Source organism: Pseudarthrobacter sp. H2, assembly GCF_050157045.1.
Classification (GTDB): domain Bacteria; phylum Actinomycetota; class Actinomycetes; order Actinomycetales; family Micrococcaceae; genus Arthrobacter.
Genome location: NZ_CP189594.1, coordinates 664,575 through 690,703 on the forward strand (window position 1 = coordinate 664,575; position 26,129 = coordinate 690,703).

At 68.6% G+C, this 26,129-nt stretch carries 25 protein-coding genes and 1 tRNA gene; 20 read left to right on the top strand and 6 right to left on the bottom strand.

Annotation, left to right across the window (positions count from 1 at the left end; all coding sequences use genetic code 11):
* The first annotated feature begins 7 nt into the window (after positions 1 to 7).
* The 3 genes from ACQCSZ_RS03170 to ACQCSZ_RS03180 all read left to right on the top strand — a co-directional run bounded on the left by ACQCSZ_RS03170 (position 8) and on the right by ACQCSZ_RS03180 (position 1,850).
* Complete coding sequence (locus ACQCSZ_RS03170; RefSeq protein WP_427006660.1) at positions 8 to 808, top strand: SDR family oxidoreductase; 801 nt, start codon at positions 8 to 10, stop codon at positions 806 to 808.
* 46 nt (positions 809 to 854) lie between these two features.
* Positions 855 to 927 (top strand) — tRNA-Ala (locus ACQCSZ_RS03175).
* Positions 928 to 1,316: 389 nt separating this feature from the next.
* Positions 1,317 to 1,850, top strand: a complete 534-nt coding sequence (locus ACQCSZ_RS03180; RefSeq protein ID WP_427006661.1) for a recombinase family protein — start codon at positions 1,317 to 1,319, stop codon at positions 1,848 to 1,850.
* Between the two features lie 75 nt (positions 1,851 to 1,925).
* Here ACQCSZ_RS03180 and ACQCSZ_RS03185 read toward each other — a convergent pair whose 3' ends face one another.
* Positions 1,926 to 3,053, bottom strand: coding sequence for an EAL domain-containing protein (locus ACQCSZ_RS03185; RefSeq protein ID WP_427006662.1), 1,128 nt, complete (start codon positions 3,051 to 3,053; stop codon positions 1,926 to 1,928).
* A 420-nt stretch (positions 3,054 to 3,473) separates the two neighbouring features.
* On the opposite strand from ACQCSZ_RS03185, the gene ACQCSZ_RS03190 reads away from it, so the two are divergent.
* From ACQCSZ_RS03190 to ACQCSZ_RS03215, 6 genes are all read left to right on the top strand, one after another.
* Positions 3,474 to 4,706: an amidohydrolase gene (locus tag ACQCSZ_RS03190; RefSeq protein ID WP_427006663.1), complete on the top strand. Its 1,233-nt coding sequence runs from the start codon at positions 3,474 to 3,476 to the stop codon at positions 4,704 to 4,706.
* 460 nt (positions 4,707 to 5,166) lie between these two features.
* Complete coding sequence (locus ACQCSZ_RS03195; RefSeq protein WP_427006664.1) at positions 5,167 to 6,069, top strand: MFS transporter; 903 nt, start codon at positions 5,167 to 5,169, stop codon at positions 6,067 to 6,069.
* Between the two features lie 91 nt (positions 6,070 to 6,160).
* Positions 6,161 to 6,625, top strand: coding sequence for a GatB/YqeY domain-containing protein (locus ACQCSZ_RS03200; RefSeq protein ID WP_427006665.1), 465 nt, complete (start codon positions 6,161 to 6,163; stop codon positions 6,623 to 6,625).
* 350 nt (positions 6,626 to 6,975) lie between these two features.
* Entirely contained in the window at positions 6,976 to 8,079 is a 1,104-nt protein-coding gene (locus ACQCSZ_RS03205; RefSeq protein WP_427008475.1) for a methyltransferase, read from the top strand.
* Between the two features lie 71 nt (positions 8,080 to 8,150).
* A complete protein-coding gene (locus ACQCSZ_RS03210; RefSeq protein WP_427006666.1) occupies positions 8,151 to 9,746 on the top strand; it encodes an ABC-F family ATP-binding cassette domain-containing protein in 1,596 nt (531 codons plus the stop codon).
* Positions 9,747 to 9,794: 48 nt separating this feature from the next.
* Positions 9,795 to 10,118 (top strand): hypothetical protein, encoded by a 324-nt coding sequence (locus ACQCSZ_RS03215; protein ID WP_427006667.1) that lies wholly within the window; start codon positions 9,795 to 9,797, stop codon positions 10,116 to 10,118.
* Positions 10,119 to 10,181: 63 nt separating this feature from the next.
* Here ACQCSZ_RS03215 and corA read toward each other — a convergent pair whose 3' ends face one another.
* Together corA and ACQCSZ_RS03225 are read right to left on the bottom strand one after the other, a co-directional pair.
* Complete coding sequence (gene corA, locus ACQCSZ_RS03220) at positions 10,182 to 11,177, bottom strand: magnesium/cobalt transporter CorA (protein WP_211880743.1); 996 nt, start codon at positions 11,175 to 11,177, stop codon at positions 10,182 to 10,184.
* Between the two features lie 37 nt (positions 11,178 to 11,214).
* Positions 11,215 to 11,712 carry an Lrp/AsnC family transcriptional regulator gene (locus ACQCSZ_RS03225; RefSeq protein ID WP_427006668.1) on the bottom strand — a complete coding sequence of 166 codons (498 nt, stop codon included), beginning with the start codon at positions 11,710 to 11,712 and terminating at the stop codon, positions 11,215 to 11,217.
* A 176-nt stretch (positions 11,713 to 11,888) separates the two neighbouring features.
* Between ACQCSZ_RS03225 and ACQCSZ_RS03230 the strand changes: the two genes are divergently transcribed.
* On the top strand, positions 11,889 to 13,130 hold the full coding sequence (locus tag ACQCSZ_RS03230) for an MFS transporter (protein WP_427006669.1): 1,242 nt from the start codon (positions 11,889 to 11,891) through the stop codon (positions 13,128 to 13,130).
* Between the two features lie 54 nt (positions 13,131 to 13,184).
* On the opposite strand, the gene ACQCSZ_RS03235 is transcribed toward ACQCSZ_RS03230, so the two are convergent.
* A complete protein-coding gene (locus ACQCSZ_RS03235; protein ID WP_211880745.1) occupies positions 13,185 to 13,688 on the bottom strand; it encodes an Lrp/AsnC family transcriptional regulator in 504 nt (167 codons plus the stop codon).
* A 132-nt stretch (positions 13,689 to 13,820) separates the two neighbouring features.
* On the opposite strand from ACQCSZ_RS03235, the gene ACQCSZ_RS03240 reads away from it, so the two are divergent.
* Positions 13,821 to 14,984, top strand: coding sequence for a trans-sulfuration enzyme family protein (locus ACQCSZ_RS03240; protein ID WP_427006670.1), 1,164 nt, complete (start codon positions 13,821 to 13,823; stop codon positions 14,982 to 14,984).
* On the opposite strand, the gene ACQCSZ_RS03245 is transcribed toward ACQCSZ_RS03240, so the two are convergent.
* Positions 14,981 to 16,249: an MFS transporter gene (locus tag ACQCSZ_RS03245; protein ID WP_427006671.1), complete on the bottom strand. Its 1,269-nt coding sequence runs from the start codon at positions 16,247 to 16,249 to the stop codon at positions 14,981 to 14,983. The genes ACQCSZ_RS03240 and ACQCSZ_RS03245 overlap by 4 nt on opposite strands.
* 125 nt (positions 16,250 to 16,374) lie before the next feature.
* Here ACQCSZ_RS03245 and ACQCSZ_RS03250 point away from each other — a divergent pair, with 125 nt between their 5' ends.
* A complete protein-coding gene (locus ACQCSZ_RS03250; RefSeq protein ID WP_427008476.1) occupies positions 16,375 to 17,358 on the top strand; it encodes a LysR family transcriptional regulator in 984 nt (327 codons plus the stop codon).
* A 158-nt stretch (positions 17,359 to 17,516) separates the two neighbouring features.
* Here ACQCSZ_RS03250 and ACQCSZ_RS03255 read toward each other — a convergent pair whose 3' ends face one another.
* Positions 17,517 to 18,563, bottom strand: coding sequence for a nitronate monooxygenase (locus ACQCSZ_RS03255; RefSeq protein ID WP_427006672.1), 1,047 nt, complete (start codon positions 18,561 to 18,563; stop codon positions 17,517 to 17,519).
* Between the two features lie 147 nt (positions 18,564 to 18,710).
* On the opposite strand from ACQCSZ_RS03255, the gene ACQCSZ_RS03260 reads away from it, so the two are divergent.
* The 8 genes from ACQCSZ_RS03260 (at position 18,711) to ACQCSZ_RS03295 (ending at position 26,096) form a co-directional block, all read left to right on the top strand.
* Entirely contained in the window at positions 18,711 to 19,619 is a 909-nt protein-coding gene (locus ACQCSZ_RS03260; protein ID WP_427008477.1) for an N-acetylglucosamine kinase, read from the top strand.
* A gap of 21 nt (positions 19,620 to 19,640) precedes the next feature.
* Positions 19,641 to 20,093 (top strand): NUDIX hydrolase, encoded by a 453-nt coding sequence (locus ACQCSZ_RS03265; protein ID WP_427006673.1) that lies wholly within the window; start codon positions 19,641 to 19,643, stop codon positions 20,091 to 20,093.
* 99 nt (positions 20,094 to 20,192) lie between these two features.
* A complete protein-coding gene (locus ACQCSZ_RS03270; RefSeq protein WP_427006674.1) occupies positions 20,193 to 21,314 on the top strand; it encodes an ABC transporter ATP-binding protein in 1,122 nt (373 codons plus the stop codon).
* On the top strand, positions 21,314 to 22,099 hold the full coding sequence (locus tag ACQCSZ_RS03275; protein ID WP_427006675.1) for an ABC transporter permease: 786 nt from the start codon (positions 21,314 to 21,316) through the stop codon (positions 22,097 to 22,099). The genes ACQCSZ_RS03270 and ACQCSZ_RS03275 overlap by 1 nt, the downstream gene beginning before the upstream one ends.
* On the top strand, positions 22,096 to 22,842 hold the full coding sequence (locus tag ACQCSZ_RS03280; RefSeq protein ID WP_427006676.1) for an ABC transporter permease: 747 nt from the start codon (positions 22,096 to 22,098) through the stop codon (positions 22,840 to 22,842). The genes ACQCSZ_RS03275 and ACQCSZ_RS03280 overlap by 4 nt, the downstream gene beginning before the upstream one ends.
* Complete coding sequence (locus tag ACQCSZ_RS03285; protein ID WP_427006677.1) at positions 22,839 to 23,801, top strand: ABC transporter substrate-binding protein; 963 nt, start codon at positions 22,839 to 22,841, stop codon at positions 23,799 to 23,801. The genes ACQCSZ_RS03280 and ACQCSZ_RS03285 overlap by 4 nt, the downstream gene beginning before the upstream one ends.
* Positions 23,802 to 23,918: 117 nt before the next feature.
* A complete protein-coding gene (locus ACQCSZ_RS03290) occupies positions 23,919 to 25,139 on the top strand; it encodes a pyridoxal phosphate-dependent aminotransferase (RefSeq protein WP_427006678.1) in 1,221 nt (406 codons plus the stop codon).
* Positions 25,140 to 25,241: 102 nt separating this feature from the next.
* A complete protein-coding gene (locus tag ACQCSZ_RS03295; protein WP_427006679.1) occupies positions 25,242 to 26,096 on the top strand; it encodes a PPK2 family polyphosphate kinase in 855 nt (284 codons plus the stop codon).
* Positions 26,097 to 26,129: the final 33 nt, after the last annotated feature.

A 26,129-nucleotide genomic window follows, 5' to 3' on the forward strand; every position in this document is an offset into this window, starting at 1 on the left:
TCGGGCCATGACCCGAATCTGCGTTGCGGGCGGAACGGGCCAGGTGGGGCGGGAGGTGGTGCGCCGGGCTGTTGCCGGCGGACATGCGGTCGCCGCCGTCAGCCGTCATCCGCCGCCGGCCGGGGACGCCGGCCAGCACGACGGCGCGGAGTACTTCCGGGGCGACGTCACGACGGGGGAAGGGCTGGCGGCAGCCCTGGCCGGCGCCGACGTCGTCATCGACTGCCTTGAGGCGCGGTCTGGGAAGGCCCTGAAGAATTTCGCCGACGGCGGGGCCCGGCTTCTCGCCGCTGCCCAGGACGCCGGGGTGGCGAGGGCGGTGGTGCTGTCCATCATCAACTGTGACCGGAGCAGCTTCGGCTACTACCGGACGAGGGCGGCCAAGGAGCAGGCCTACGAGCGGTCCGGGCTGGAAACTATCGCGGTCCGGGCCACGCAGTTCCACTCCCTGCTGGCGGGCATCTTCGCCGCCGGCTCGCCGCTGGGGATCATCCCCGTGCTGAAGGGCGCCCGGTTCCAGCCCATCTCACCCTCGGACGTCGCCGCGGCCCTGCTGGAAACGGCCCTGGCGGCGCCCTCGGGCGTGCGGCACCGTGTCCGGACCGTCGGGGGACCGGAGATCGCGGAGATGGGGGAGCTGGCCCTGGACTGGAAGCAGGCCCGCGGCTCACGTGGCCGTCCCGTGCGGCTGCCGGTGCCGGGCGCCATGGGCAAATACCTGCGTGCGGGCCTGAACCTGGCGCCTGAAGAACGCCACGGAACCGAGACATTCCGTGGCTGGCTGGCAATGAACGCCGATAGTTTGTAGCCTAGGGATACCGGCAACGCCGTTCCTTCAGGACCGGCGTTGCTTTGGGGCTATAGCTCAGTTGGTAGAGCGCTTCGTTCGCATCGAAGAGGTCAGGAGTTCGAATCTCCTTAGCTCCACCGTTTTCAGGGGTTCCTGAACCTTTGAGTGCTTGTGATAATCACTCTGGTAACACTTTGGCCGGAAATTGCAGCCGAAGGGGCCGCAGCCGTGTGTGTCATCGGCTCATCGTACCCAGGCCTGCGGACCGTGCCGAAGGCGCCTGCAGCCGGCTGGAAATCGATCGCAGTGAGGCCATGGCCGATGCCAAGGCGGAAAACCCGGCAACCGTCACTATTGAGACGGCGCCGAGGACTGCCGCGGGCGCTTTGGAGGGCGTCAGCCCTTTCTGGGGCGGCCTACGAGCCAAAACCCGGGACGAGGACTGCCAGGTCGTCTGAGGGCCGTTCATGGCTTGCCGGGGGCGAAGCCTTCCAAGGGCTGCATCCGGCGCTCACATGAGCAGGACATGCCCGGGCCCCCGGAAAATTACCGAGCCGGGGATCATTGCCGGACCGGGCATACCGAGCCAGGAGACGACCGGGCAGGAGATTGCGGATGGGATTGCCGCGGGCCGGGGCTGGGCGAAGCCCTCGCGGCTGTGCGTGCCGGCGACACCCTAGTCATTACCAAGCTCGACCGGCTCGCTCGGTCCCTCCCGGATGCCAAGGACATCATTGAAGATCTCACCAGACGGGAAGCGAAGCTGAGCATTGGTGGATCCGTACACGATCCCACCGACCCTGTCGGCCGGCTGCTCTTCAACGTCCTGGCCATGGTCGCCGAATTCGAATCCGATCTCCTCCGTGCCCATACCCGGGAAGGCATGCAGGTCGCCACAGCCAAAGGCCGACTGCGGGGCAAACAGCCCAAACTCACAAAAAGCCAGGAAGCCCATCTCGTCTCCCTTTATAGGGGAGGTCAGCACACCACTGCCGAGATCGCCGAGCTCTTCGGAGCCGCGCGCAGCACCGTGTACCGCATAGCGCAGAAGACAACATAAACGAGACCGCTCATTACAGGCCGCCCAAGCCGTACGGAATAGTGCCAAGGAGAGCAGGGCGCTGTATGACCGTGGTCAATACCAAATCGAAGCTATTGGGGGAGAGATAACCGATCCCGTCTTTGAGGGAGCCGGGAGGATCCAGTGGGCCCAGTCCTGGGGGCGGGTGGTGGGCCGGCCGAGGAAGTAGCCTTGCACGGCTGTCACGCCGAGACCGGCGACAGCTGCCAGTTCGTCATTGGTTTCGATCCCGGCGGCGATGAGCGCTGCTCCGAGCTGCTCGGCGAAGCCGACCATGACCTCGCCGAAGGCATGGCGGAGGGTGTCCGTATCGATTCCGGCGATGAGGTTGCGGTCCAGTTTGATGATGTCGGGTTGGAGCTGCCGGATGTGGCGGATCGAGTCGAAGTAGGAGCCGGCATGGTCGATCGCGAGCCGGACTCCGCGCTGCCGCAGGGGTGCCAGCGCGGCGCCCAGGGCGGCGGGCTGCTCCGCGGTCAGGGCGTCGGTGAGTTCAAGGATCATGCGGTCAGGGGCCAGCATGGATTCCTCAAGCAAGCCCGGCAGCAGGGGGTCCAAACAGGTGGCCGGGGACAGCTTTAACGCCACGTACAGGTGGGTCGGCAGGTGCTGCGCGGCGGCAAGTGCGGACTCCAGCGCCGCGAATTCCAGTTCGCTTCCCAGCTGCGCCTCGGCGGCTTCCGCGAACCAGTAGCCCGCGTTGTCGCTCCCGTCGGAGACGAACCGTGTGAACGCTTCGACGCCGACAGCGGAGCCGGTGGAGAGTTCGTAGATCGGCTGAAAAGCGGTCAGCAGCATCCTGCCTTTCAGGACCGTCTCGATCCGCGAGGCGCGCTCCGCCGCTGCCGGAGCCGGGGTTCCGGTCTGCGGCTGAATGGCGGACCCGGCCGCCGGGGGCCGCACCTTCGAGGCGCCGGCGGGGATCCTGGTCAGGGACCTGAGGGAAATCAGGTGTTCGGTCAGCGCCGTTTCCGGGTGCCCGGGATGGGCGGCAACGTGTTCGCGAAGCTGATCCCTGACATGGCGTTGCTCCGGCACGGGGTCTGAGAGCACTGTGTCGATGATGGCCGAGGCCTGGCGGCGTATCCCCAAAGCGGCATCGCGGCGAGGCCCGCCGGGTGCCGGGTCTGCGGGAGGTTGGCTTTCGGAGGATGCTGGCAAGGACGACGGATCCATAGACATGGGCTATTCCTTTGTTCCCCGTTCCGGCTGAGCCCGGAACCGGCCCGCCTCGTCCAGAACCCAGAATCCCGGATCCCGGAGGGCGGAAGGCCGTGAACGGATAGTACCACGGTACGGACCACGTGTGACCCTTGTGGATGTGGAACAACCAACGCGGTGAAACATATCACTGCGAAATGGCAGCCAACCAGCTTTGAAAGTCTCACCATGCGGCGCATCGCTGCGGTTAAAACTCGTGTTCAAAATCAAAGACCGAGTCCACCGCCTCAACGTAAACAAACCCGCCGTCCGGCGCCTCTCCCGAAGAAAAATCCCAAGCACCCAGGGACACCCCTAAAGGTTCCTCGCCGGGTCTATGCTGATTCTGCCAGTTGCGCCCGGGCCGCCCGGGCGCCCGGACTCCGAGGGAGAGCGATGCGCATGAGCCGTTCCGACACAGTCCTGGCAGGCCTTGATTCCGAGCTCGGCTGGCTCCGGGAAACGTACACACAGCTGCACCGGCATCCCGAACTGAGCCTCGAGGAGCATGAGACCTCCAGGCTCGTCGAGGAGAAACTCGCTTCCTTCGGCTATGCCGTGACCCGCATCGGCGGCACCGGCGTCGTCGGTGTCCTCGCGAACGGGGACGGCCCAACGGTCCTTGCGCGCGCCGACATGGACGCACTGCCCGTCACCGAGGCCACGGGGCTGCCCTATGCCTCGGCGGTGGACGGCGTCATGCACGCGTGCGGGCACGACATGCACGTCAGTGCGCTGCTCGGCGCCGCGAAGCTCATGGCGGACGGGCGCGGAGCCTGGTCCGGGACGTACATCGCGCTGTTCCAGCCGGCCGAAGAGGTCGGAGCAGGATCCAAGGCAATGGTCGACGACGGACTCGTCGCCAAAGTGCCGCGGCCCGACATCGCCCTCGCCCAGCACGTGATGCCGATGCCGGCGGGGACCGTCGCCACCACGGCCGGGCCGGTCCTCTCGGCCGGGGATTCCCTCAAGGTCACCGTGTACGGGAAGGGCGCGCACGGCTCGATGCCGCACATGTCCGTTGACCCGGTGGTGCTGGCCGCCTCGATCGTGCTCCGGCTCCAGACCGTCGTCTCGCGGGAGACGAAGCCGGGCGACTTCGCCGTCGTCACCGTGGGGGCGCTCAACGCCGGCGCGAAATCGAACATCATCCCCGACCGCGCAACCCTGCTGCTGAACATCCGCACCTACGACAACCAGGTCCGGGCCGCGGTGCTCGCCTCCATTGAGCGGATCGTCAAGGGGGAGTGCCTTACCGCCGGATCGCCCCGGGAACCTGATTTCGAGTACTACGACCAGTTCCCGCTCACCAGCAACGACGCGGGGGTGACAGAGCAGGTCAGGGCCGCGTTCTCCGCCCACTTCGGAGCGGACCCGGTGCACCATGCCGAGAGGCAGACCGCCTCCGAGGACTTCAGCCGCATTCCGGACGCCTTCGGTGTGCCGTACACATTCTGGCTCCTCGGCGGTGTGGACCCGGAGACTTACCGGGCCGCGGCCGCGAAGGGAACAGTGGCCCAGGACATCCCGGGGAACCACTCCCCGTTCTTCGCCCCCGTGATCGACCCGACCCTGTCCATGGGCGTCCAGGCCCATGTCGTCGCCGCACTGTCCTACCTCTCCCAGGAGGCGTAAACCATGAGCACTGCCCAGTCCACAGCAAAGACCGAAACTCAATGGAAACCGAACGATGCCTGGCTGATCGGCATCGTCCTGGCCGTCATCAACTTCTGGCTGTTCGCGCAGACCCTGCTCAATGTCATCCCGGGCATCCAGGGATCACTCGGGATCGAACGGACACTGGGGAACCTCGCGGTGTCCGTCACCTCGCTGTTCTCAGGCATTTTCATTGTGGTTGCCGGCGGGCTCGCGGACCGGCTGGGCCGCGTCAGGATCATGAACACCGGCATCTACCTGAGCATCCTCGGATCGCTCCTGATCGCCCTGACCCCGGAGAACGCCGGCGGCCTCACGGCGGCCGCCCTGCTCGGTGGCCTGATGGCGACGTCGTTCCTGGGCTGGCGGTCCATCTTCTGGATCTCGATCGTGCTTTCGGTCCTCGCCCTGTTCCTGCTGCGGGGCACGCCGGAGTCCAATGTCAGCCGCGAAAGCCGGTGGAACGTTCGACTGGGGCGGCATGGTGAGCCTCGTCGTCGCGCTTGTGGCCCTCAACGTGTACATCTCGCAGGGGCCGCTGATCGGCTGGCTCAGCTGGGCCGGCATCGGGCTCATCGCCGCCGCGGTCGTCGCGACGCTCGTGTTCTTCGGAATCGAGACGAGCCGGAACAACCCGGTCCTGAACCTCACGCTGTTCCGCAACTCAACGTTCGCCGGCGCCACCCTGTCGAACTTCCTCCTCAACGGCGCGGCCGGCACGCTCATCGTCTCCCTCGGCCTGGTCCAGGTCGCCGCGGGCATGTCCTCGCTGCAGTCGGGCCTGCTGACCCTCGGCTACCTGGTGGCGATCCTGGCCACCATCCGCGTCGGGGAGAAGCTGCTCCAGCGTTTCGGGCCGAAGCGGCCCATGATCTGGGGCAGCGCGATCGCCGGCGTCGGGATCCTCATGACGTCCATGACGTTCACCCTCATCGGGCAGTACATTGTCCTTTCCGTCATCGGCTTCACCCTGTTCGGCGTCGGCCTGGGTTTCTACGCGACGCCGTCCACGGACGCCGCACTGTCCAACGTGCCGGACGATGAGGCCGGGGCCGCAGCGGGCATCTACAAGATGGCCTCCTCGCTGGGCAACGCTATCGGCGTGGCCGTCTCGGCGGCCCTCTACGTCGCGGCCCAGGCCATGGACCCGGCCACCATCCGCTCCTGGGGCCTGTTCATCGGGAACCAGGAGAACGTCGGCCTGCGGTTCGGCGGTGCCGTCGGCATCCTGTTCAACCTGCTCATGGTGGTTGTCGCCATCATCGCCATCATGGTCACGGTGCCCGACGAGCGGTCTGTCAAGCGGCCCGAGGTCCCGGCGACACCATCGATCGGAAGCTAGAAAGTCACCGCCGTGCCGGCCCGCAAGGACCGGCACGGCATCACGCCCGGAGTGCCCCGCGGGAGGGGCAGCCAACGAAACGAGGAACGCCATGACATTGAAAGAACGCCTCCACGCTGACGTCGTCAGGCACATGAAGGACCACGACAAGGTTGCGCTCACCACGGTGCGCAACGTCCTCGGAGAAATCGAAACCCGGGAGAAGTCCGGCAAGACGCCGGTCGAGCTTGATGATGCCCAGGTGACGGCCCTGCTGCAGAAGGAAGCCGCCAAGCGGCACGACACCGCCCGGATCTACACGGAGGCCGGCGAGGCAGACCGTGCCGCAGCCGAAATCGCCGAAGCCGAGGTCATCGAGGCGTATCTGCCGAAGGCACTGAGTGCCGCCGAGGTGGAAGCCATCGTCGACGACGTCATTGCTGCCCTGAAGGCCGACGGCGTCGAGCTGTCCATCCGGCAGTTGGGCGCCGTGATGAAGCCTGTCACCGCCAAGGTCGCCGGACGCTTCGACGGCAAGGCCGTCAGCGAGATCGTGCGAAATCGCATCGCCGGGTAATAGGGCCGGGTAACAGGCCGGGTAACAAGGCCGGGCCGGCCGGAAGCTCCCTGCTCCGGCCGTGGCGGACGGCGGCCATGCCCACCTGTATCCTGAGAAAGCGGCTTGAACGACATGGCTGGCCAGCGATCCAGACCGGTTCGCGGCCGGACGACCCTCCGGAAACCTGGGCCAGATGGCCGGACGCCGCGGAATTCCGGGCAAACGTCAGTCTCCGACCTGCCCTCGGACGCTGGGAATGGACCTTTATCACTACCGACGCGCAAAGCCCCTTGGGAATCCCGGCGCCGGGCCTCCAGGCCCCGGACGCTGCCACGCCGGACGCTGCCACGCCGGACGGGCACGCCGTCGTGGCCTGGGCCGAGGCCGGCGGCAGCAGGACGGCCCGATGGCTTTCGGCCAACGGCAGGCCGGCGCCGACGCGCGTCGAAGTGGTCACCGACTCGCTCACGGCCGACGACGCGAACCGGATGGCGTCCCAGGGCATCGCGATGCTCTGGCACGGTGACTTCCACAACGCACGGCAGATCCTCAACGCCATGGACCGCCGTCTGGGCGCCGGAACGAAGAAGGCCGCCGGCACTCCGGCCGATGGGTTCTACCGATATCGCCAGTCCCGCTCGCATCGTGCACGCATTCTCGGCCTGCTCCTGGTTCCGCTGGATCCGGGCGCCGTGGTGCCGCTGCGGCGGGCCCCGGATCTCCGCGAGACTGTCGCCGAGGCGTACGGCGCAATCGGCGAACCTTCGATTGTGTCCCTGCATGAGCTGGTGGGCGCAATCGGAGCCCACGAGTGGCGACGGAACGGCGTCTACGTCGGCGCCCTGAAGGGCCGCATCCACCCGCACTACGGCACGTTCTTCCCGACCCGGAGCGAGTATGTGGACCTCGTGGCCGCCGCTGCGCTGCCAGCCGACACGCTGGCGTTCGACGTCGGAACGGGCACCGGAGTGCTTGCCGCCGTCCTCGCCCGCCGCGGCGTCCGCCGCGTGGTGGCAACGGACAACGAACCCCGTGCCATCGCCTGCGCCCGCGAGAATTTCCGGAACCTCGGGGTGCAGGACCGCGCCGAGGCCGTACTGACCGACATGTTCCCGCCCGGACGCGCACCGCTCATCGTGTGCAACCCGCCGTGGATTCCGGCCACGCCGCATTCGTCCCTGGACAGCGCCGTCTACGACCCCGGCAGCCGGATGCTGTTCCGCTTCCTGAACGGGCTCGCCGACCATCTGGAGCCGGGGGGCGAGGGCTGGCTCGTCCTCTCGGACCTGGCCGAGCACCTTGGCCTGCGGTCCCGGAACGATCTGCTGTCCGCGATTGACTCGGCCGGGCTGACGGTGCTGGAACGGCTCGACACCAAGCCAACACATCCGAAGGCATCCGACCGCAGCGATCCGCTGTTCGAGGCGCGCGCTGCCGAGGTCACCTCCCTGTGGCGGCTCGTTCCCCGCTAGTCCCGCCCCCGCCGCGAAGTCGCGCAATGCCGTTCCCGGCCTCACAACCCCCATTCGAGAGAGAAACACCCATGAGCCTGATCCGGCTGCAAGACGTCAGCGTCCGCTTCGACAACACACAGATCCTGCGGGAGGCGTTTTTCCGCCTCGAAGCGAAGGACAGGGTCGGGCTGATCGGCAGGAACGGCTCGGGAAAGTCGACCATCCTGAAGCTGATCCTTGACCAGGTGGCGCCGGACACCGGTACCGTCACCCTTGAACTGGGGACGAAGGTGGGGTACTTTTCGCAGTTCTCCGAGCTGAACGGCGACGCCACGATCACGGACGTGCTTGACGGGCTGTTCTCCGACATCAAGTCCATTGAAGCCGAGCTGGCCTCGATCGACGCCGACATCGCGGCGGACCCCTCGGACGCCGCGGAACTGGACCGGCTGGTCAACCGCCAGGCCGGCCTGTTCGAGGACATGGACCGCCTCGACGGCTGGGACTACGAACGGCGCATCGACACCGTACTGACCACGCTCGGGTTCAACGAGGCCCACCGCGTCTGCGCGATCGACGAACTCTCCGGCGGCTGGCGCAACCGCGCGGCCCTGGCTAAAATCCTGCTCGAGGCCCCCGACGTGCTGCTGCTGGACGAGCCCACCAACTACCTGGACGTGGCCGGCGTCGAGTGGCTCGAGGCCTGGTTCCGGGACTTCCGGGGCGCCGCGGTCATCGTCTCGCATGACCGGAAGTTCCTGGACGCCGTCGTCACCCGGATCATCGAGGTGGAGAACTTCCACCTCCACGAGTACCCCGGCAATTTCGGTGAGTACGTCATCCAGAAACAGTTCCGGCTCAAGACCCTCGAGGCGCAGTTCGTGCACGAGTCCGAACTGCTGGCGTTCGAGGCCGAGGGCATCGCCGACCGCCGTGAGGCCGCGAAGGCGGCCGGCAGCAGCCTGGGCAACCAGCTGGCCCGGATCAAGAAGTCCCGGGCACCCCGGCCCGTGGACCAGATCATCACCGAGATCTACGGGGGCCTGCACGTCAAGGACGTGCTGTGCCGCATCGAAGGGCTCGGAAAGTCCTACGGCGGGAAGGCACTCTTCACAGGGCTGAGCCTGGAAATCAGGCGGGGCAACCGGATTGCCGTCCTGGGGTCGAACGGCAGCGGCAAGAGCACCCTGCTGCGCGTGCTGACCGGGGAGGAACCCGCCGATTCCGGCACGGTGGCGTGGGCCGCCGGGACTTCCGTGGTGTCCTACAACCAGGTGCTCGAGGACCTCGACCCGGACGACACGGTCACCCACGCCGTCAATGCGATGCCGGGCAGCCTCGCCTTCACGGCGACGAAAAAGTCGGTGAACCGCTTCCTGACGATGTTCCAGTTCTCCGAGGCCGACCTCAAGCAGCGGATCGGAAACCTCTCCGGCGGCCAGCAGGCGCGTGTCGCCATGGCCCAATGCCTGCTCTCCGGAGCCTCCGTGCTGCTGCTGGACGAACCGACCAACCACCTGGACATGTCCAGCACCCAGGTCATGGAGCGGGCGCTGCTCCACTTCCCCGGCGCCGTCGTGGTGGTCAGCCACGACCGCTTCTTCACCGAAAAGATCGCCAACCGGCACCTCGTCTTCGGCGCCGATGGCGCAGAACGCGGTGAAATCGACGTGCGCGCCGCCTGAGGGCCTGCGGACACTGCAGAACCGCCGGATCCGCGGGATAATGAAACTATGACCGAGCAGGATCAGGACCGGGACCCCTGGGAAGAGTTCGACAGGCTCAAGCCCGCAGGCCCCGACCGAATCGGAGGGTACCCCGGCGGCGAGCCCCAGGGGTTCGGCTTCCGCACGGGGGTGCGCAGCGCCCGCGTGGCGCTCGGCTTCGCCGTCTATGCGCTGGTCCTCGGAACCACGCTGGTCCTCATCGGGGCGGTCGCCTTCGTCGGCAGCGGCCAGTGGCTGCTGCTCGGGCTGATGGTGTTGATCGAGGCGGTCTTCATTCTGGCGTTCTCCCGGCTCGTGGCCCTGGCGCGCAACCGGCGGACCTCCCTTTAGGGGAAGATACAGCAGGGGCAGATACGGTAGGGGCAGATATCGTAGTGGCACGCCGGGACAGGGCTACAGCCAGCCCTTCTTCTTGAAGATTCCGTACATCAGCGCCGCCGTGGCCGCCATCAGGCCGATCGCCATGGGGTAGCCCAGGGCCCAATGCAGTTCCGGCATATGGTCAAAGTTCATGCCGTAGACGCCCGCCACGAAGGAGGGCGCAAAGAAGATCGCCGCCCAGGAGGAGATCTTCTTGACCTGCTCATTCTGCTTCGCGCTGGCCTCATTCTGGCGGTTTGCCGTCAGCGTTCCGTCGAGGGTGAGGGCGTTCTGCAGCAGGTCGCGGAAGGAATCGGCGCGGGAGATCAGGCGCTCCACGTGGTCCTCGACGTCCCGGAGGTTGTGCTGGAGCTCCGTGTCCACCCCGTATTTCTCGAACCCGCGCCGCAGCAGCTGCATCATGGCAGGGAGCGGGTGGAGGGCGCGCTGGAACTGGATGACTTCCCGGGCCAGCTCATAGATGCGCCGGGATACCCTGGGATCGCCGCTGAAGAGCTGGTCCTCGATCTCGTCGATGTCATTTTCCAGCCCGAGGACGACCGGGACATAGTCGTCCACGACCTGGTCCACGAGGGCATACAGGACCGCCTCGGGGCCGTGGCCCAGGAGGTCCGGCCGCCCCTCCAGCCGGCGGCGGACCTGCGCGACGCTGCCCGTTTCGGCGTGCCGGACCGTGACGACGAAGTTCTTGCCGGTGAAGACGTGCAGTTCGCCGAACTCCACCGTTTCGGTGTCATCCAGATACCGGGCCGGCCGCAGCACCGTGAACAGGTTGTCGCCGTAGCGCTCCAGCTTGGGCCGCTGATGCGCGGAGATGGCGTCTTCCACGGCCAGTTCGTGCAGGCCGAACTCGGCCGCGACGGCGGCCATCTCGCTTTCCGTCGGCCGGTACAGCCCGATCCAGGCCATGCCGCCGTGCCTGGCCAGGGTCTCGAAAGTCTGCTCGAGGCTCTGCGGCTCGGCACTGCGGACGCCGTCAACGTAGACGGCGTTATCGATGATAGTCACGGGCCAATTATCCAGCCTGCGGCAGCGGTGCCGTGCATCACTTCGCGCGGCCGGGCGCCAGCGCGCTGCCCTGGGCCAGCCGGCTGATGAGCGGCTCCGTGCGGTACGGGATGTGCGTGTGCAGGGCCAGCACGGTCTCCGTCCGGATCACGCCCTTGATCCTGAGGATGGAACGCAAGGCGGACTGCAGGCCGTGCGTGTCCGTGGCCACCACCCGGCACCAGACATCGCCGCGGCCCGAGATCTCGTGGACCTCGAGGACCTGCGGGATCAGGCGCAGGGCACCCACCACCCCGTCGAGCTCCCGGTGGGTCACCTCGATCGTCACGAAGGCGACGACGTCGTAGCCCACCGCCTCGAGGTCGATCTCCCGGCCGCCGTCGTGCAGCAGGCCGGAGCGCAGCATCCGGCGCACCCGGGACTGGGCGGTGTTCCGCGCGATCCCGAGGTTTTCGCTCAGCTCGCCGATCTGGATCCGCGGATCCCGGATCAGTTCCAGCAGGATCTTCAGGTCGGTGGGGTCCAGGCTGTTCACATCATCACTCCGGCTCACTGTGGCGGCCCACGATTGACTGTTTTGATCAATTTTGGCACAAAACATAATCCGGTTCGTCGCTGGTGCCTCATTCTGTAGGTATCAATCTTCAATCGGGCCGGCTGGTTCCTCCACAAGAGGGAAAGCGCGGCCCGGCACCACGCAAGGGCACCGACATGACTGTCTTCAGCGAACTCCGCATGCGCCCCGCCACGGCTGCACGCCGGGGCTGGGACGCTTCCACCACGGCACGGCTGGCCGTGGCCGGCGTCGTGATCTTCACGCTGCTCGTCGGCGCGAATCTGGCCACCCCGCTCTACCCGCTGCTGCAGGCGAAGCTTGGCATCACCGCGCTGGACGTCACGGTGGCCTTCTCCGCCTACGTGCTGGCCCTCGTGGCCACGCTCATGCTGACCGGCCACTGGTCGGACCACATCGGCCGCCGGGCTGCCCTCGTGCTGGCTGTGCTGGTGGGCCTCGCCGGCGGCTCCGTCTTCGCCACGGCGGACAGCCTGCTGGCGCTCTCCGCCGGCCGGGCGCTGCAGGGCATCGCGGTGGCGCTTGCCACCGGCGCGAGCTCCGCCGCCCTGCGTGAGCTGCTGCCAAGCCGGCCCGAATGGGCCTCGCGGTTCACCCTCCTGGCCTCCGCCGGCGGGGTCGCCGCCGGGCCGGCCATCGGGGGAGTCCTCTCGCTCCTGCCCGGGCCGACGTCCACGCCGTACTACCTGCATTCCTTCCTGCTGGCCGCCCTGCTGGTCCCGCTGTACCTGCTCAAGGCGCGCCCCGCCATCAGCCAGGCTGCCGGTCCGCAGCCGCTGAAGGTCCTGGCGCCCCGCCGCCCCTCCGTTTCCCGCGCGGCCCTGGGATCCTTCTGGCTGGCCTCGGCCGTCGGGTTCCTCAGCTTCGCGGTCTTCGGCTTCTGCCTCTCACTCGCGCCCGGGTACTTCGCGCAGATCGTCCACGCCGATTCACGGCCCCTGATCGGGCTGCTGGCGGGGCTCACGCTCGGATCCTCCGCGCTCAGCCAACTGCTGGCTGTGCGTGGCAGCTTCGTGGTTCCCGCGGGCCTGGCCGTGCTCGGGGCGTCCGTGCTGCTGATCGCCGCGGCCGCCGCGTGGAGCGGCCCCTGGCTGCTGATCCTGGCCAGCATCACCGCCGGGATCGGGCAGGGCATCGCCTTCCGGACCGTCTTCAACGATGTCGCGGGCAAGGTCGAGGCGGCCCGTCACGCCCAGATCATCAGCACCGTCTACGTCATCACGTACCTCGGAAGTGCATTCCCCGTCATCGGGCTGGGACTCGCGGCGGCAGCCTTCGGCCTCCAGGCGGCCGTGGCCGGCTTCGTCGTGCTGTGTTCAATTGCGGCGTTCACGCTGGCGGCTGTCACCCTCCGCACGGCGCTGCGCCGGCGGTCCTGACGCCGGCCAGCCGCCGCGGCCGCCGCGGCTCGTCCGGCAGCGTGGTCCGGCGGGCTATTCCGGCAGCGGGCCGTGGTTGCCCTGGATATGGTCAAAGACCAGGGTGGTCTCGGTATGGCCCACCACGGGATCCGTGGCCAGGTTGTCCAGCACCCAGTCGCGCAGATCCTCCGTGGTGGCCACCGCGATGTGCAGCAGGTAGTCGACCGAACCCGAGGTGTGGAAGGTCGAGAGCACCGCGGGCAGCTTGGGAACGCGGGCGGTGAAGCGGTCGATCTGCTCGCGGTCGTGGGCGCGGAGGCGGACGGCAATCAGCGCCTGGACCGAGCGGCCGATCGCGGACAGGCTGAGCTTCGCCTCGAACCCCTGGATGATCCCGCGCTCCGAGAGGGCCCTGGTGCGCATCAGGGCCGTGGACGGCGCGATCCCCACCTGCTCGGCGAGTTGCTTGTTCGAGATGCGCGCATCGGCCACCAGCGCCGCGAGCAGCCGCTCATCGATGGCGTCCAGCGGCTCGCCGGCGCCGGCTGGCCGAATATTCTTCGCACTGCTGCTCACGGATCCTCCTTGAAGTGTCATCAGTTCATCATAAACGCCCCATTCCGGCAGTTCCATTTACAAGCTCTGTAAGATCCCGAATTATTGCCAGATACTGGGCGTATTCAAGGGCGAATATTCATAAGGAGCAACGTGCTATCTCACGACACGCTGGCCGTCCACGCCGGCCGCAACGGACTCACCGCACTGGGCGTACATGCGGTGCCCATCGACCTCTCCACCACGGCGCCGCTGTCCTCCGTGCACGACGGCGGCCTGGCCTACGAGCACATGGCCGCCGGCGGAACGCATCTGGAGGGCCAGAGCACCGTCTACCAGCGCCTGTGGAACCCCACCGTGGCCCGCTTCGAAGAGGGCGTCGCCGTCCTCGAAGACGCCCCCGAGGCGGTGGCCTTTGCCACCGGCATGGCCGCGCTCAGCGCCGTGCTGCTCGCCGTGGTGGCGACCGGCAGGAAACACGTGGTGGCGGTGCGGCCCTTGTATGGCGGCAGCGACCATCTGCTGGCCTCGGGCGTGCTGGGCAACGAGGTCACCTTCACGACGCCGGAAGGCGTCCATGGTGCGCTGCGGCCGGACACCGGCCTGGTGGTCCTGGAAACGCCGGCGAACCCCAGCCTGGAGCTGGTGGACATCGCCCGGGTGGCCGCTGCGGCCGACGGCGTCCCGCTGCTGGTGGACAACACCTTTGCCAGCCCGGTCCTGCAGCAGCCCTTCAGGCATGGCGCCGCCATGGTGATGCACAGTGCCACGAAGTTCCTCGGCGGGCACGGTGACGCGATGGGCGGCGTGGTGGCCGCCGGCCCCGAATGGACCAGCAGGCTGCGCCGGATCCGGGCTGTCACAGGGGGCATCCTGACCCCGTGGCCGGCGTACCTGCTGCACCGGGGACTGGCGACGCTGCCCGTCCGCGTGCGCGCCCAGCAGGCCGGCGCGCAGAAGGTCGCCGCCGCCCTGGCCGAACATGGACTGGTGCAGCGTGTCTACTACCCGGGCCTGCCGGAGTGCGATCCGCAGGGCCTGGTCGGCACACAGATGTCCGGCCCGGGTTCCCTCGTGGCGTTCGAGCTTGCCGGCGCCGAGCACGCCGAGCGGATCCCCTCAGCCGTCGGATGGATCACGCACGCCGTCTCGCTCGGCGGTATCGACACCCTGATCCAGCACCCGGCCGGGCTGACCCACCGCCCGGTGGCGGCCGACGCCAGGCCGAACGCCAGCCTGCTGCGCATGTCGGTGGGACTCGAGGATCCCTCTGACATCGTGGCCGATCTCGTCCAGGCCATCGAGGCCACGCGCTAGCTGCCCGGAACCGGTTTCGGGGCGCCGGCGGCGGGATGCACGACGGCGGTGATCACCGCCGTCGTGCACGCCAGCCCGATCACGGCGAGGGCGAGGGCGGTCCAGCCAAGCGACTGGAAGACCAGGCCGCCGGCCCAGCCGATGACGCTGGAGCCCAGGTAGTAGGCGAGGTTGTAGAGCGAGGCCGCCTGCGCCCGGCCCGTCGTGGCAATGACTCCGGTCCAGCCCGCGCCGATGCTGTGCGCCGCGAAGAAGCCGCCGGTGAACAGCAGCAGGCCCGCGAGGATGAGGGCCAGCACCTGGGTCAGGGTCAGGGCGAGGCCGGCCACCATGAGGACGGTCCCGGAGATCAGGACGGTGCGCCGGCCGAACCTGAGGGTCAGCCCGCCGGCCCAGCGGGAGGAGACCGTTCCGGAGAGGTAGGCCAGGAAGATCAGGCTGATGGCGGTGGCCGGCAGGCTGAAAGGCTCGCCGGAAAGGCGGAAGCCCAGGTAGTTGTAGACGGCCACGAAGCCGCCCATCAGCAGGAAGGCCTGGATGTACAGGGCCAGCAGCCGCGGATTCCCGGCGTGCCCCGCGAGGGTCCGGAGCGCCCCGCGGAAGCCGCTGGCGGACGCTGCCGCGAATCCCCGGGCCTGCGGCACGAGGACCAGGAACAGGACAGCAGCGGCGGCGGCCAGGATGGAGACCGCCAGGGCGGCGGCCCGCCAGCCCCACAGTTCTCCGACGACGCCGGCCACGAGGCGCCCGGCGAGCCCGCCCAGGGTTGTGCCGGCGACGTAGCTTCCGGCGGCCATGGCGGCGTGGGCCTTGTTGACCTCCTCATTGAGGTAGGCGATCGCGATGGCCGGGATGCCGCCCAGCGCCATGCCCTCGAGCATCCGCAGGCCCAGGAGCAGCGGGAAGCTGGAGGCCAGCGGGACCAGCAGCCCCAGGACGGTCGCGGCGCAGATGCCCCACATCATGGCCCGGACCCGGCCGATCCGGTCGGCCAGGAACGACCACGGCAGCACCGTCACCGCCAGTCCCACCGTCGCGAGGGAAATGGTCAGCGCCGCTTCGGCCGCCGTGACCTGCAGGTCCGCCGCCATGATGGGCAGCACCGCCTGGGTGGAATACAGCTGGGCGAACGTCGCGACGCCGGCGAAGGCCAGTCCGGCAAGGATCCTCCGGTACGCCGCGGACCCCTTCGGATGTCCGGCCCAACCGGTTGCCCCGGGCTGGAACGTCGGGGCGGGTCCGTGCTGTCTGGGAAAGCGGGGCATGCCTCCAGACTAGATCCTTCCTGAGGTATGCATCCAATGCATGATTTCCATAGAATCAATCTGTAATTTGCAACGGTTCAGGACGGTGCAGGACGATGGACAACGACCGAGGGGCGGGCCGGGGCATGGACGTGGAACACAAACAACTCGTGCAGCTGCTGCCGCTCCTGCCGCTGCTGGCCGAGCTCGGGCGCACCCAGCACGTCACGGCCACCGCCGAGGTGCTGGGACTGCCGCAGTCGACGGTCAGCCGGGCCGTCTCCCGTGCGAGTGCCATCGTGGGCACCGAACTGCTGGTCCGGGACGGGCGGGGGGTGCGGCTGACGCCCGCGGCCAGGGCCCTCCTGCCCCACATCGAGGCCGCGCTGGCCGGATTCCAGGCCGGACTTGACCTGGTCCGGCACGAGTCGGACGTGGTGCGGGGCAGAATCGCCGTGTCCTTCCAGCACACGTTCGGCGAGGCGACCCTGCCGCTGCTGATCAGCGCCTTCCGGAACCGGCACCCGCAGACGGCCTTCGACCTCAGCCAGGGTGCCAGGGACGGCTGCCTCGCGGAGCTGGCCGCGGGCGCCGCCGACCTGGCCCTGACAGCTCCCGTCGCGGCACCCGGCCGGAGGATCGCCTCGGCAGCCCTGTACCGGGAACCGCTGCGGCTCGTCGTGCATCACCGCCATCCTCTGGCGGGACGCGCGGGCGCGAAGCTGGCCGATGTCCGGCAGGATCCGTTCGTGGCGCTCGGACCCGGCTACGGGATGCGCTCGCTGACCGATGCCCTGTTCCGGGAAGCCGGGTTCCGGCCCCGCATCGCCTTCGAAAGCCAGGATACCCACACGGTCCGCGGCCTCGTCTCGGCCGGACTCGGCGTCAGCATCCTGCCGCCCGGAGGCCTGGCGCCCGGCCGCCACACGGCGGAGCGGCAGGGCGACCTGGGCTGGGTGGAGATCCCGCTGGAGTCAGCCCTGGCCTTCCGCGAGATCGGCGTGGCCTGGCGGGAACGCCCGGGCGGAGCCGACGCCGAGCCTGACGCGCTGCGCCTGTTCCGGGAACTCGTGCTCACCGAGGGGCCGGCGCTGCTGGCCGGATTCGTGCGCGAACGCTCGGGAAGCTGACCGCCCACGGCGCCGCGCGAGGAGCCGTGCGGCCAATTCGCCGGAAACCCTGCGGGGTCGCCGGAAGCGTGCGGCGACCCCGCAGCTTTCCGGCGAGCCCGGCGGCGAGCCCGGGGCACCGTGCGCCCGGGGCCGGCGGCGGGACGTCATCCGCACGGTCAGTCGTCCGCCAGCAGCCCCGCCAGGATGCCGGCGACCGGGCCGGACTGCGCCCGCTGCCAGCCCGTGCCGGCCCAGAGGTTCAGCCGCTCCGGGTCCCCGGCGGCCGCCGCCGCCGCACGCAGCGGGGCGGTCAGGTGGTGGACGGCCGGATAGACCTCCGGGGCATCGGCGTGGTCCCGGACGAACTCGTTGACCAGTGCCCGGGCCTGCCGGCCGGTGAAAGCGGCGGTGAGCTGCGTCTCTGAGAAGTGCGGGCTGGCCAGGGCGTCCTTGTGCAGCTGCCGGGCGCCGCTCTCATCCGTCCGGAGGAACGCGGTGCCCAGCTGGGCAGCCTGCGCTCCCGCAGCCACTGCGGCGTCCACGTCTGCCCGGTCCATCACCCCGCCGGCAGCGGCCAAGGGGAGTCCGACGGCGGACCGCACCCGGGCGACCAGCTCCGCCGTCGTGCCCGGCTGGCCGCCACCCGGGCCGCCACCGCCGGCGCCCGGCTGGAACGCCGCGCTGTGGCCTCCGGCGCTCACGTGCTGGACCACGAGCGCGTCGACGCCCTGCCCGGCGGCCTCCAGCGCTTCGGCCGGGGTGGTGACGGTGGCGATCACCGCGGAGCCGGCCCGCCGGAGCGCGCGCACCACGTCCGGACCCGGCAGCCCGAACGTGAAACTGACCAGCTCCACCGGGTCCTCCAGCAGCGCCGCGACCTTATCCTGCCAGGCGTCGTCGTCGTCGAGCCGGATCGGCGGGAGCTCCACACCGTAACGTTTGGCATCCGCCTGCAGCCGGGACCTGTACTCCGCCAGCAGCGCCCTCAGGGCGGCGGACGGCTCCAGCTGGGCCCGGTCCGGGACGAAGAGGTTCATCCCGAAGCGCACCCCGGCGGCCCGGGTGCTGCGGATCTCCGCCTGCATGGCCTCGACACTCTTGTAGCCGGCGGCGAGGAACCCCAGGCCGCCGGCGGCGTGCACGGCGCCGACGAAGGCCGGGGTGGACGTCCCGCCGGCCATGGGGGCCGCAATGATGCGGGTACCGAAGAGGGCATGCGGCATGGCTGGCTCCTGGGGGCGATTCAGTAGGCTGTTCTGATGACCCATTCTGACATCCCGCCGGCGCGCCCTGCCCGGTCCTCATCGTCCACCCCGGCGCCGGGGTCCGGCCCTGCAGGTGCTGCGGGGCCCGGCCCTGCCGGCGCTGCGATGCCCGGCCCCGCCGGCGGAGGAGTCGCCGGCGTCGTGATTGGCCTGGACATCGGCGGGACGAAGACCCGCGGTGTGCGGTTCGAGGACGGCATACCGGCCGCCGACGAGTCGGTGGGAAGCTCGAACGTCCAGAACGTCAGCCGCGAGGAGGCGGCCCGCCACCTCGCGGAGCTGTTCGCCAGGATCGGCGGGGGAGCCGTGTCCCGGGTGTACGCCGGAGCCGGCGGCATCGACACCGAGGATGACGCGGCGGCGCTCGCCGCGCTGATCGCCCCCCATGCCCCGGGCGCCCGGATCACCGTGGTCCACGATTCGCGGCTCCTGCTGGCCGCCGGGGGCGCCAGCACCGGCGTCGCCGTGATCGGCGGCACGGGATCGGCGGCCTGGGGCCGGAACAGCCTCGGCGAGGAGGCCCGCGCCGGCGGCTGGGGCTATCTCCTGGGCGACGAGGGCAGCGGCTACTGGCTGGGCCGCGAGGCGGTCCGCCACAGCCTGCGCCGGATGAACCAGGGGCTGGAACCGGACGAACTGACCACGGCGCTGCTGGACTCCTGCGGGGTGGATGAGCCCAACAAACTGATCGCGCTCTTCCATTCACCGGCCACCGGACGCCGGTACTGGGCCGAGCGGGCCCGGCTCGTGGTCGACGCTGCCGCCGCCGGCCACTCCGCGAGCCGGGAACTCGTGGACCACGCCGGCCGCGACCTGGCCGGGCTCGCGGAGCAGACTGTCAGGCAACTCGGCATCGACGGCCCCGTGATCCTCGGCGGCGGACTCGGTATGAACGTTCCGCGCCTGCAGGACTCGTTCCGCGCGGCACTGGCCGCCGCGGGCATCAGCGATGTCCGGGTCCTGGACCGGGAGCCCGTCTTCGGTGTGCTCCAGCTCGTGGCCGAACAGGGCTGAGGACCCGGCTACGCTGGTCTGATGAGCCTGAACTTCGATACCCGCCCGGCCGCCTACGCCGTCATCATCCGCGACGGCTCCATCCTGCTGGCGTACTGGAAACAGGGCGGAAAAGAGGGCTGGACCCTCCCCGGCGGAGGCCTGGACCTGGCCGAGCACCCGGTGGACGGGTGCCGCCGGGAGATCTACGAGGAAACCGGATACCACGCGGAAATCGGCACCATGCTGGGCATCGACGTCGGGCACTGGCCCGCCGAGATCCGGATCGACGGCGGCGAGCGGGACTTCCAGTCGCTGCGCCTGGTCTATGAGGCGAGGATTACCGGCGGGGAGCTGCGCCACGAGGTGAACGGCAGCACCACGCATGCGGCCTGGATCCCGCTCGCGGAGGTGGCGGAACTGAACCGGGTCTCGCTGGTGGACGCCGCCCTGCGGCTTTACCGCGAACGGCCGCTGGACGGCAAACTTTCCTGACGCGGGCCCTTACCTGTCTTTACAGCCAAAAATCAGCAGGCCTATGATCAGTTGGCTGGACCGTCCGATGTTGCCGCCAACAGTTAGGTAAGGCCGGAAATGGCTGAAGCCATGATCGAGTTCCAGAGCGTCACGAAGCGGTACCAGGGCGGGCAGCCTGCCGTGGATGACCTGACCATGTCCATCGACCAGGGCGCCATCACCGTCTTCGTCGGCCCCTCGGGCTGCGGAAAGACCACCTCGCTGCGGATGATCAACCGCATGGTCGAGCCGACGTCGGGAACCATCACCGTGGGCGGGGAGGACGTGACCTCGGTGCCCGCGGCCAGGCTGCGGCGGTCCATGGGCTACGTGATGCAGTCCTCCGGGTTGATGCCGCACCGTTCCGTGCTGGACAACATCGCCACCGTCCCCCGGCTCAACGGGGTGTCCAGGACGGACGCCCGCAGGCGCGCCCAGGAGCTGCTTGAGGTCGTCGGGCTGGCGCCCTCGCTCGGCAAGCGGTATCCCTCCCAGCTCTCCGGCGGCCAGCAGCAGCGCGTGGGAGTGGCAAGGGCGCTGGCGGCAGATCCGCCCGTGCTCCTCATGGACGAGCCGTTCAGCGCCGTGGACCCGGTGGTGCGCGACGAACTGCAGAAGGAACTCCTCCGCCTGCAGCGGGACCTGGCCAAGACCATTGTCTTCGTCACCCATGACATTGACGAGGCCACGGTCCTGGGGGACAAGGTGGCCGTGTTCGGCGTCGGCGGAAAACTGGCGCAGTACGCCACTCCCGAGGAGATCCTGCGCGCCCCGGCCAACGACTTCGTGGCGTCCTTCGTGGGCCGGGACCGCGGGTTCCGGCATCTCGCGTTCAGCCCCTCCGACGGCGTCACCATCCATGAGGTCAGCACCCTCACCCCCGCGGAGCTCGAGCACGACGGCGGCCCGCCGGACGGCAACTGGAACGACGGCTGGAAGCTGGTGGTCGACGCCGGGCGGCGCCCGCTTGGCTGGGCGGGTCCGGGCCGCGCCACGGGAGCCGGCCCGGTGATGGTTCCGGGCGGGTCCCTGTTCCGCAAGGGTGAGACCCTCCGGCGGGCGCTGGACGCCGCGCTGTCCTCGCCGTCGGGCCTCGGCGTCGCCGTTGACGCGGAGGGCAGGGTGGCCGGCGTGATCCAGGCCGCCGAAGTGCTGGCCGTGATTGAAGCCGGCCGCCGTGTCCGCCAGGGCGCGCTCTGATGGACTGGTTCCTGGCCAACAGCGGGCAGGTCTTCACGCTGGCCGGCCAGCACCTCGCGCTGGCCGTCCTCCCGATGGTTTTCGGCCTGCTGATCTCGATCCCGCTTGCCCAGTTCGCCCGGCAGAACAAGGCCCTGCGTTCGGTGGTCGTGACGGCGTCCTCACTGCTCTATACGATCCCCTCCCTGGCGCTCTTCATCATCCTGCCCACCATCATCGGCACGCGGATCCTGGACCCCGTCAACGTGGTGGTGGCACTGACCATCTACGCCGTCGCCCTGCTGGTCCGTGCGGCCCTGGATGCGTTTGATTCCGTGGATGAGGATCTCCGCCAGGCCGCGGTCGCGATGGGGTTCAAACCCGTCGCCCGTTTCCTCCAGATCGACCTCCCGCTGTCCCTGCCCGTGATGTTTGCCGGCCTGCGGGTGGTCTCGGTCAGCAACATCTCGCTCGTGAGCGTCGCCGCGCTGCTCGGAATCGGGAACCTCGGCCTGCTCTTCACCTCCGGCCTGCAGCGCGACTTCGTCACCGAGGTGGTGGTGGGCATCATCGCCATCCTGATCCTCGCTCTCCTGATGGACGCCGTCCTGGTGCTGCTGGAGCGGCTGCTGACCCCGTGGACGCGGGCCGGCGCGGCACCCGGCGGCGCGGCAGCAAGGCCCCACGCAGGTTCCGGCGCGAGCCCCGGCAAGGCCGGCCCCGGCAAGACCGGCCCTGGCAGGACCGGCCCTGCCGCCGCGGCAACGCGGTTTTCAGACGCACAGGCCGGAGGCGGCGGCGCATGAGCAACGTCGTCACGGACACCTTCGACTGGCTCGCCGACCCGGCCCACTGGGCCGGCGCCGCCGGGGTCCCGGCACGGCTGGCCGAACACCTGCAGTACACGGGGCTCGTCATGCTGATCGCCACCGCCATCGCCATTCCGATCGGCCTGTACGTGGGGCACACCGGGCGCGGGAGGGTCGCCGTCGTGGCCCTCGCGGGCGCCCTCCGCGCCCTGCCCACCCTGGGACTGCTCACCCTCTTCGTCCTGCTGGCCGGGATCGGGCTCATGCCGCCGATCTGGGCCCTCGTGATCCTCACCGTCCCGCCCCTGCTCGCCGGCACCTACGCGGGAATCTCCAGTGTCGACCGGAACGTCGTGGACGCCGCCCGGGCCATGGGCATGACCGAACTCCAGGTGCTCTTCCGCGCCGAATTCCCCAACGCGCTGCCGGTGATGTTCGGCGGGTTCCGGACCGGGGTGCTCCAGGTGATCGCCACCGTCTCGGTGGTGGCCTACATCAACCTCGGCGGCCTGGGCCGTTACCTGTTCGACGGCCTCGTGCTCTCCGACTTCCCGCAGATGCTCGGCGGTTCGCTGCTCATCGCGGGCCTCGCCATCGCCGTCGACCTTCTCCTGGCACTTTTCCAGAGGCTGTTCCTGTCACCGGGGGCCTCGTCCCAGTCGAACCGGAGCCAGCAGGCTGCGGTTGATCTCACAGACCCCGTGACCGCGGAGGCTGTTGTTAAAGGAGGTATGTCATGAAGGAATCCCGCCCACGGGCACTTGGCAGGCGCGCATTCGGTGGCCTGGCCGCCGGCGTAGGACTGGCGCTGGCCCTGTCCGCCTGCGGAGGCTCATCCAATCCGCTGTCCTCGGCCCCCGCCACGGGCGGTGCATCGACCGGATCCGGCGGGGCCCTCGTCGTCGGTTCGGCCGATTTCCCCGAGAGCCAGATCATCGCCGAGGTCTATGCCGGGGCGCTGAACGCCGCGGGCGTGACCGCCAGCACCAAGCCCAACATCGGTTCTCGCGAGGTGTACTTCAAGGCCGTGCAGGACGGGTCGGTGGACGTCATCCCCGACTACAGCGGCAACCTGCTGCTGCACGTGAACAAGGACGCCACGGAGGTCTCGGCCGCGGACATCGCCAAGGCGCTCCCGGCCAAACTCCCCGAGGGCCTCGCCGTGCTCGATGCCGCCAAGGCCGAGGACAAGGACGCCATGGTGGTCACCAAGGCCACCGCGGAGAAGTACCAGCTGAAGTCCATCGAGGACCTGGCCAAGGTCTGCAGCCAGATCGTGGTGGGTGCGCCGGCGACCTTCGCCGAGCGCGCCTACGGACTGCCGGGACTGAAGAAGAACTACGGCTGCGAGCCCAAGAAGCTTGAGCCGTTCAGCGACGGCGGCGGCGCCGTCACGCTCAAGGCACTGCTTTCGGACCAGGTCCAGGTGGCCGATATCTACACCACCACCCCGTCCATTGCGGACAACGACCTCGTGGTGCTGGAGGACCCGAAGAACAACTTCATCGCCCAGCAGGTCCTGCCCCTGTACAACAAGGCCAAGATGACGGACAAGGCGAAGGACGCCCTCAACGCCGTGTCCAGGATCCTCACCACCGATGACCTGATCAACCTCAACCGGGCCGTCAGCGGCACCCAGAAGCAGAACCCCAAGGATGCCGCGGCCGCGTGGCTCAAGGACAAGGGGCTCGTGAAGTAGCGCCCACGGCGCTGGATGCGCGACGGCGGCGCCGGGCCCCCGCGGCTCGGCCCGCCGTCGCCGTGTCTGTGAGTGATGTCTCACGGAAGTACATCCCCGATATGGCATATTTGATGGATGGCAGAATTCAAGCAGTCCACCAAGCTTCATAATGTCCTCTACGACATCCGTGGACCGATTCTTCAGGCCGCCCAGCAGATGGAGGCAGAGGGTCACCGCATCCTCAAACTGAACATCGGCAACCCGGCCCCTTTCGGGTTCGAAGCCCCGGACGCGATCCTGGTGGACATGATCCGCCATCTGCCGCACGCCCAGGGCTACAGCGACTCCCGCGGCATATTCTCTGCCCGCACCGCCGTCTCGCAGTACTACCAGACGCGCGGGATCCAGAACATCCATGTCGACGACATCTACCTGGGCAACGGCGTGAGCGAGCTCATCACGATGTCGCTGATGGCGTTGCTCGACGACGGCGACGAAGTCCTGATTCCTGCCCCGGACTACCCGCTGTGGACCGCCTCCGTGGCCCTGGCCAGCGGCAGGCCCGTGCACTACCTGTGCGACGAGGAGTCCGGCTGGCAGCCCGACCTCGAGGACCTGGAAGCCAAGATCACCCCGCGCACCAAGGGCATCGTGGTGATCAACCCCAACAATCCCACCGGCGCGGTCTACCCGGAAAGCACGCTGAAGAAGATCGTGGCGCTGGCCGAGAAGCACGGGCTGGTGCTGTTCGCCGATGAGATCTACGAGAAGATCCTGTACGAGGACGCCGTGCACGTGAACATGGCCAGCCTCACCGGCGACGACGTGCTCTGCCTGACCTTCAGCGGCCTGTCCAAGGCCTACCGGGTGTGCGGCTACCGGGCGGGCTGGATGGCCATCTCGGGGCCGAAGAAGGATGCCGCGGATTACCTCGAAGGCATCAACCTGCTGGCCAACATGCGCCTGTGCGCCAACGTGCCCGCGCAGCACGCCATCCAGACGGCCCTCGGCGGCTACCAGAGCATCCAGGACCTGATCCTCCCGGGCGGACGCCTGCTGGAACAGCGGAACAAGGCCTACGACATGCTCAACGCCATCCCGGGCGTCAGCACCCAGCAGGCCCGCGGGGCGATGTACCTGTTCCCGAAGCTGGATCCCGAGGTCTACCACATCCGCGATGACGAGAAGTTCGTCCTGGACCTGCTCCGGGAGCAGAAGATCCTGGTCTCCCACGGCCGCGCCTTCAACTGGGTCCGGCCGGACCATTTCCGCATGGTCACCCTGCCGCTCGTCAAGGACATCGAGGAGGCAATCGGCCGCATGGCGGACTTCCTGAGCCGCTACAAGGGCAACTAGTCTGGGGGCAGCAGCGCGGCACGGGAGATTTGCCCGCGCCGTTGTCCTGCTGTCCCGTGTCCTCGTCGCGGGGCGCTTCGTGATCCGGAAAGAGGCAAGTGCATGGCAGACGACGTGAAATTCAAGGACCGTCCCTCGGACCTCCTCAAGGTGGGGAAAGGGTTCAGCCTCAAGGCCGCGGATCCGGACGAAACGCCCGGCTATCCGGGGGGCAAGTCCGACGGCGAGCTCCTGCTCGGCGACCTGGATGAGAAACTCGCGGGGCTGCAGGAAAGGCTCTTCGCCCAGTCCCTGTATGGCGGCACCAAGCGCATCCTGCTCATCCTGCAGGCCATGGACACGGCAGGCAAGGGCGGAATCATCAAGCACGTCGTGGGCGCGATGAACCCGCAGGGGGTCAAACTCAGGTCTTTCAAGGCGCCCACCCCGGAGGAAAAGTCCTACGACTTCCTCTGGCGGATCGAAAAGGAAGTGCCGCCCGCCGGCGCCGTGGGGGTCTTTGACCGCTCCCACTACGAGGATGTCCTGATCCACCGCGTCCACCGCTGGGCCAGCCCGGAAGAACTCGAGCGGCGGTACTCCGCCATCAACGAATTCGAGGCCAGGCAGACGGCGGCGGGCACCAGGATCGTCAAAGTCATGCTCAACATCAGCCGCGAGGAACAGAAGGCGCGGCTGCTGGCCCGGCTGGATGACCCCGCCAAGCACTGGAAGTACAGCAGCAACGACCTCAAGGAACGGGCATTCTGGGACGACTACATGGACGCCTACCAGAAGGCCTTCGACAAGACGAATTCCGAGCTGGCTCCCTGGCACGTGGTTCCGGCCAACAAGAAATGGTACGCCCGCATCGCCGTGCAGCACTTGCTGCTCGACGCGCTGGAGGGCCTCAAGCTGCAGTGGCCCGCCCCGGACCTTGACGTAGAACTGGAGCGGGACCTGGTCGAACGCTCCTGACCGGCCGGCCGGCTACCGCCGGACAGGTCGCGG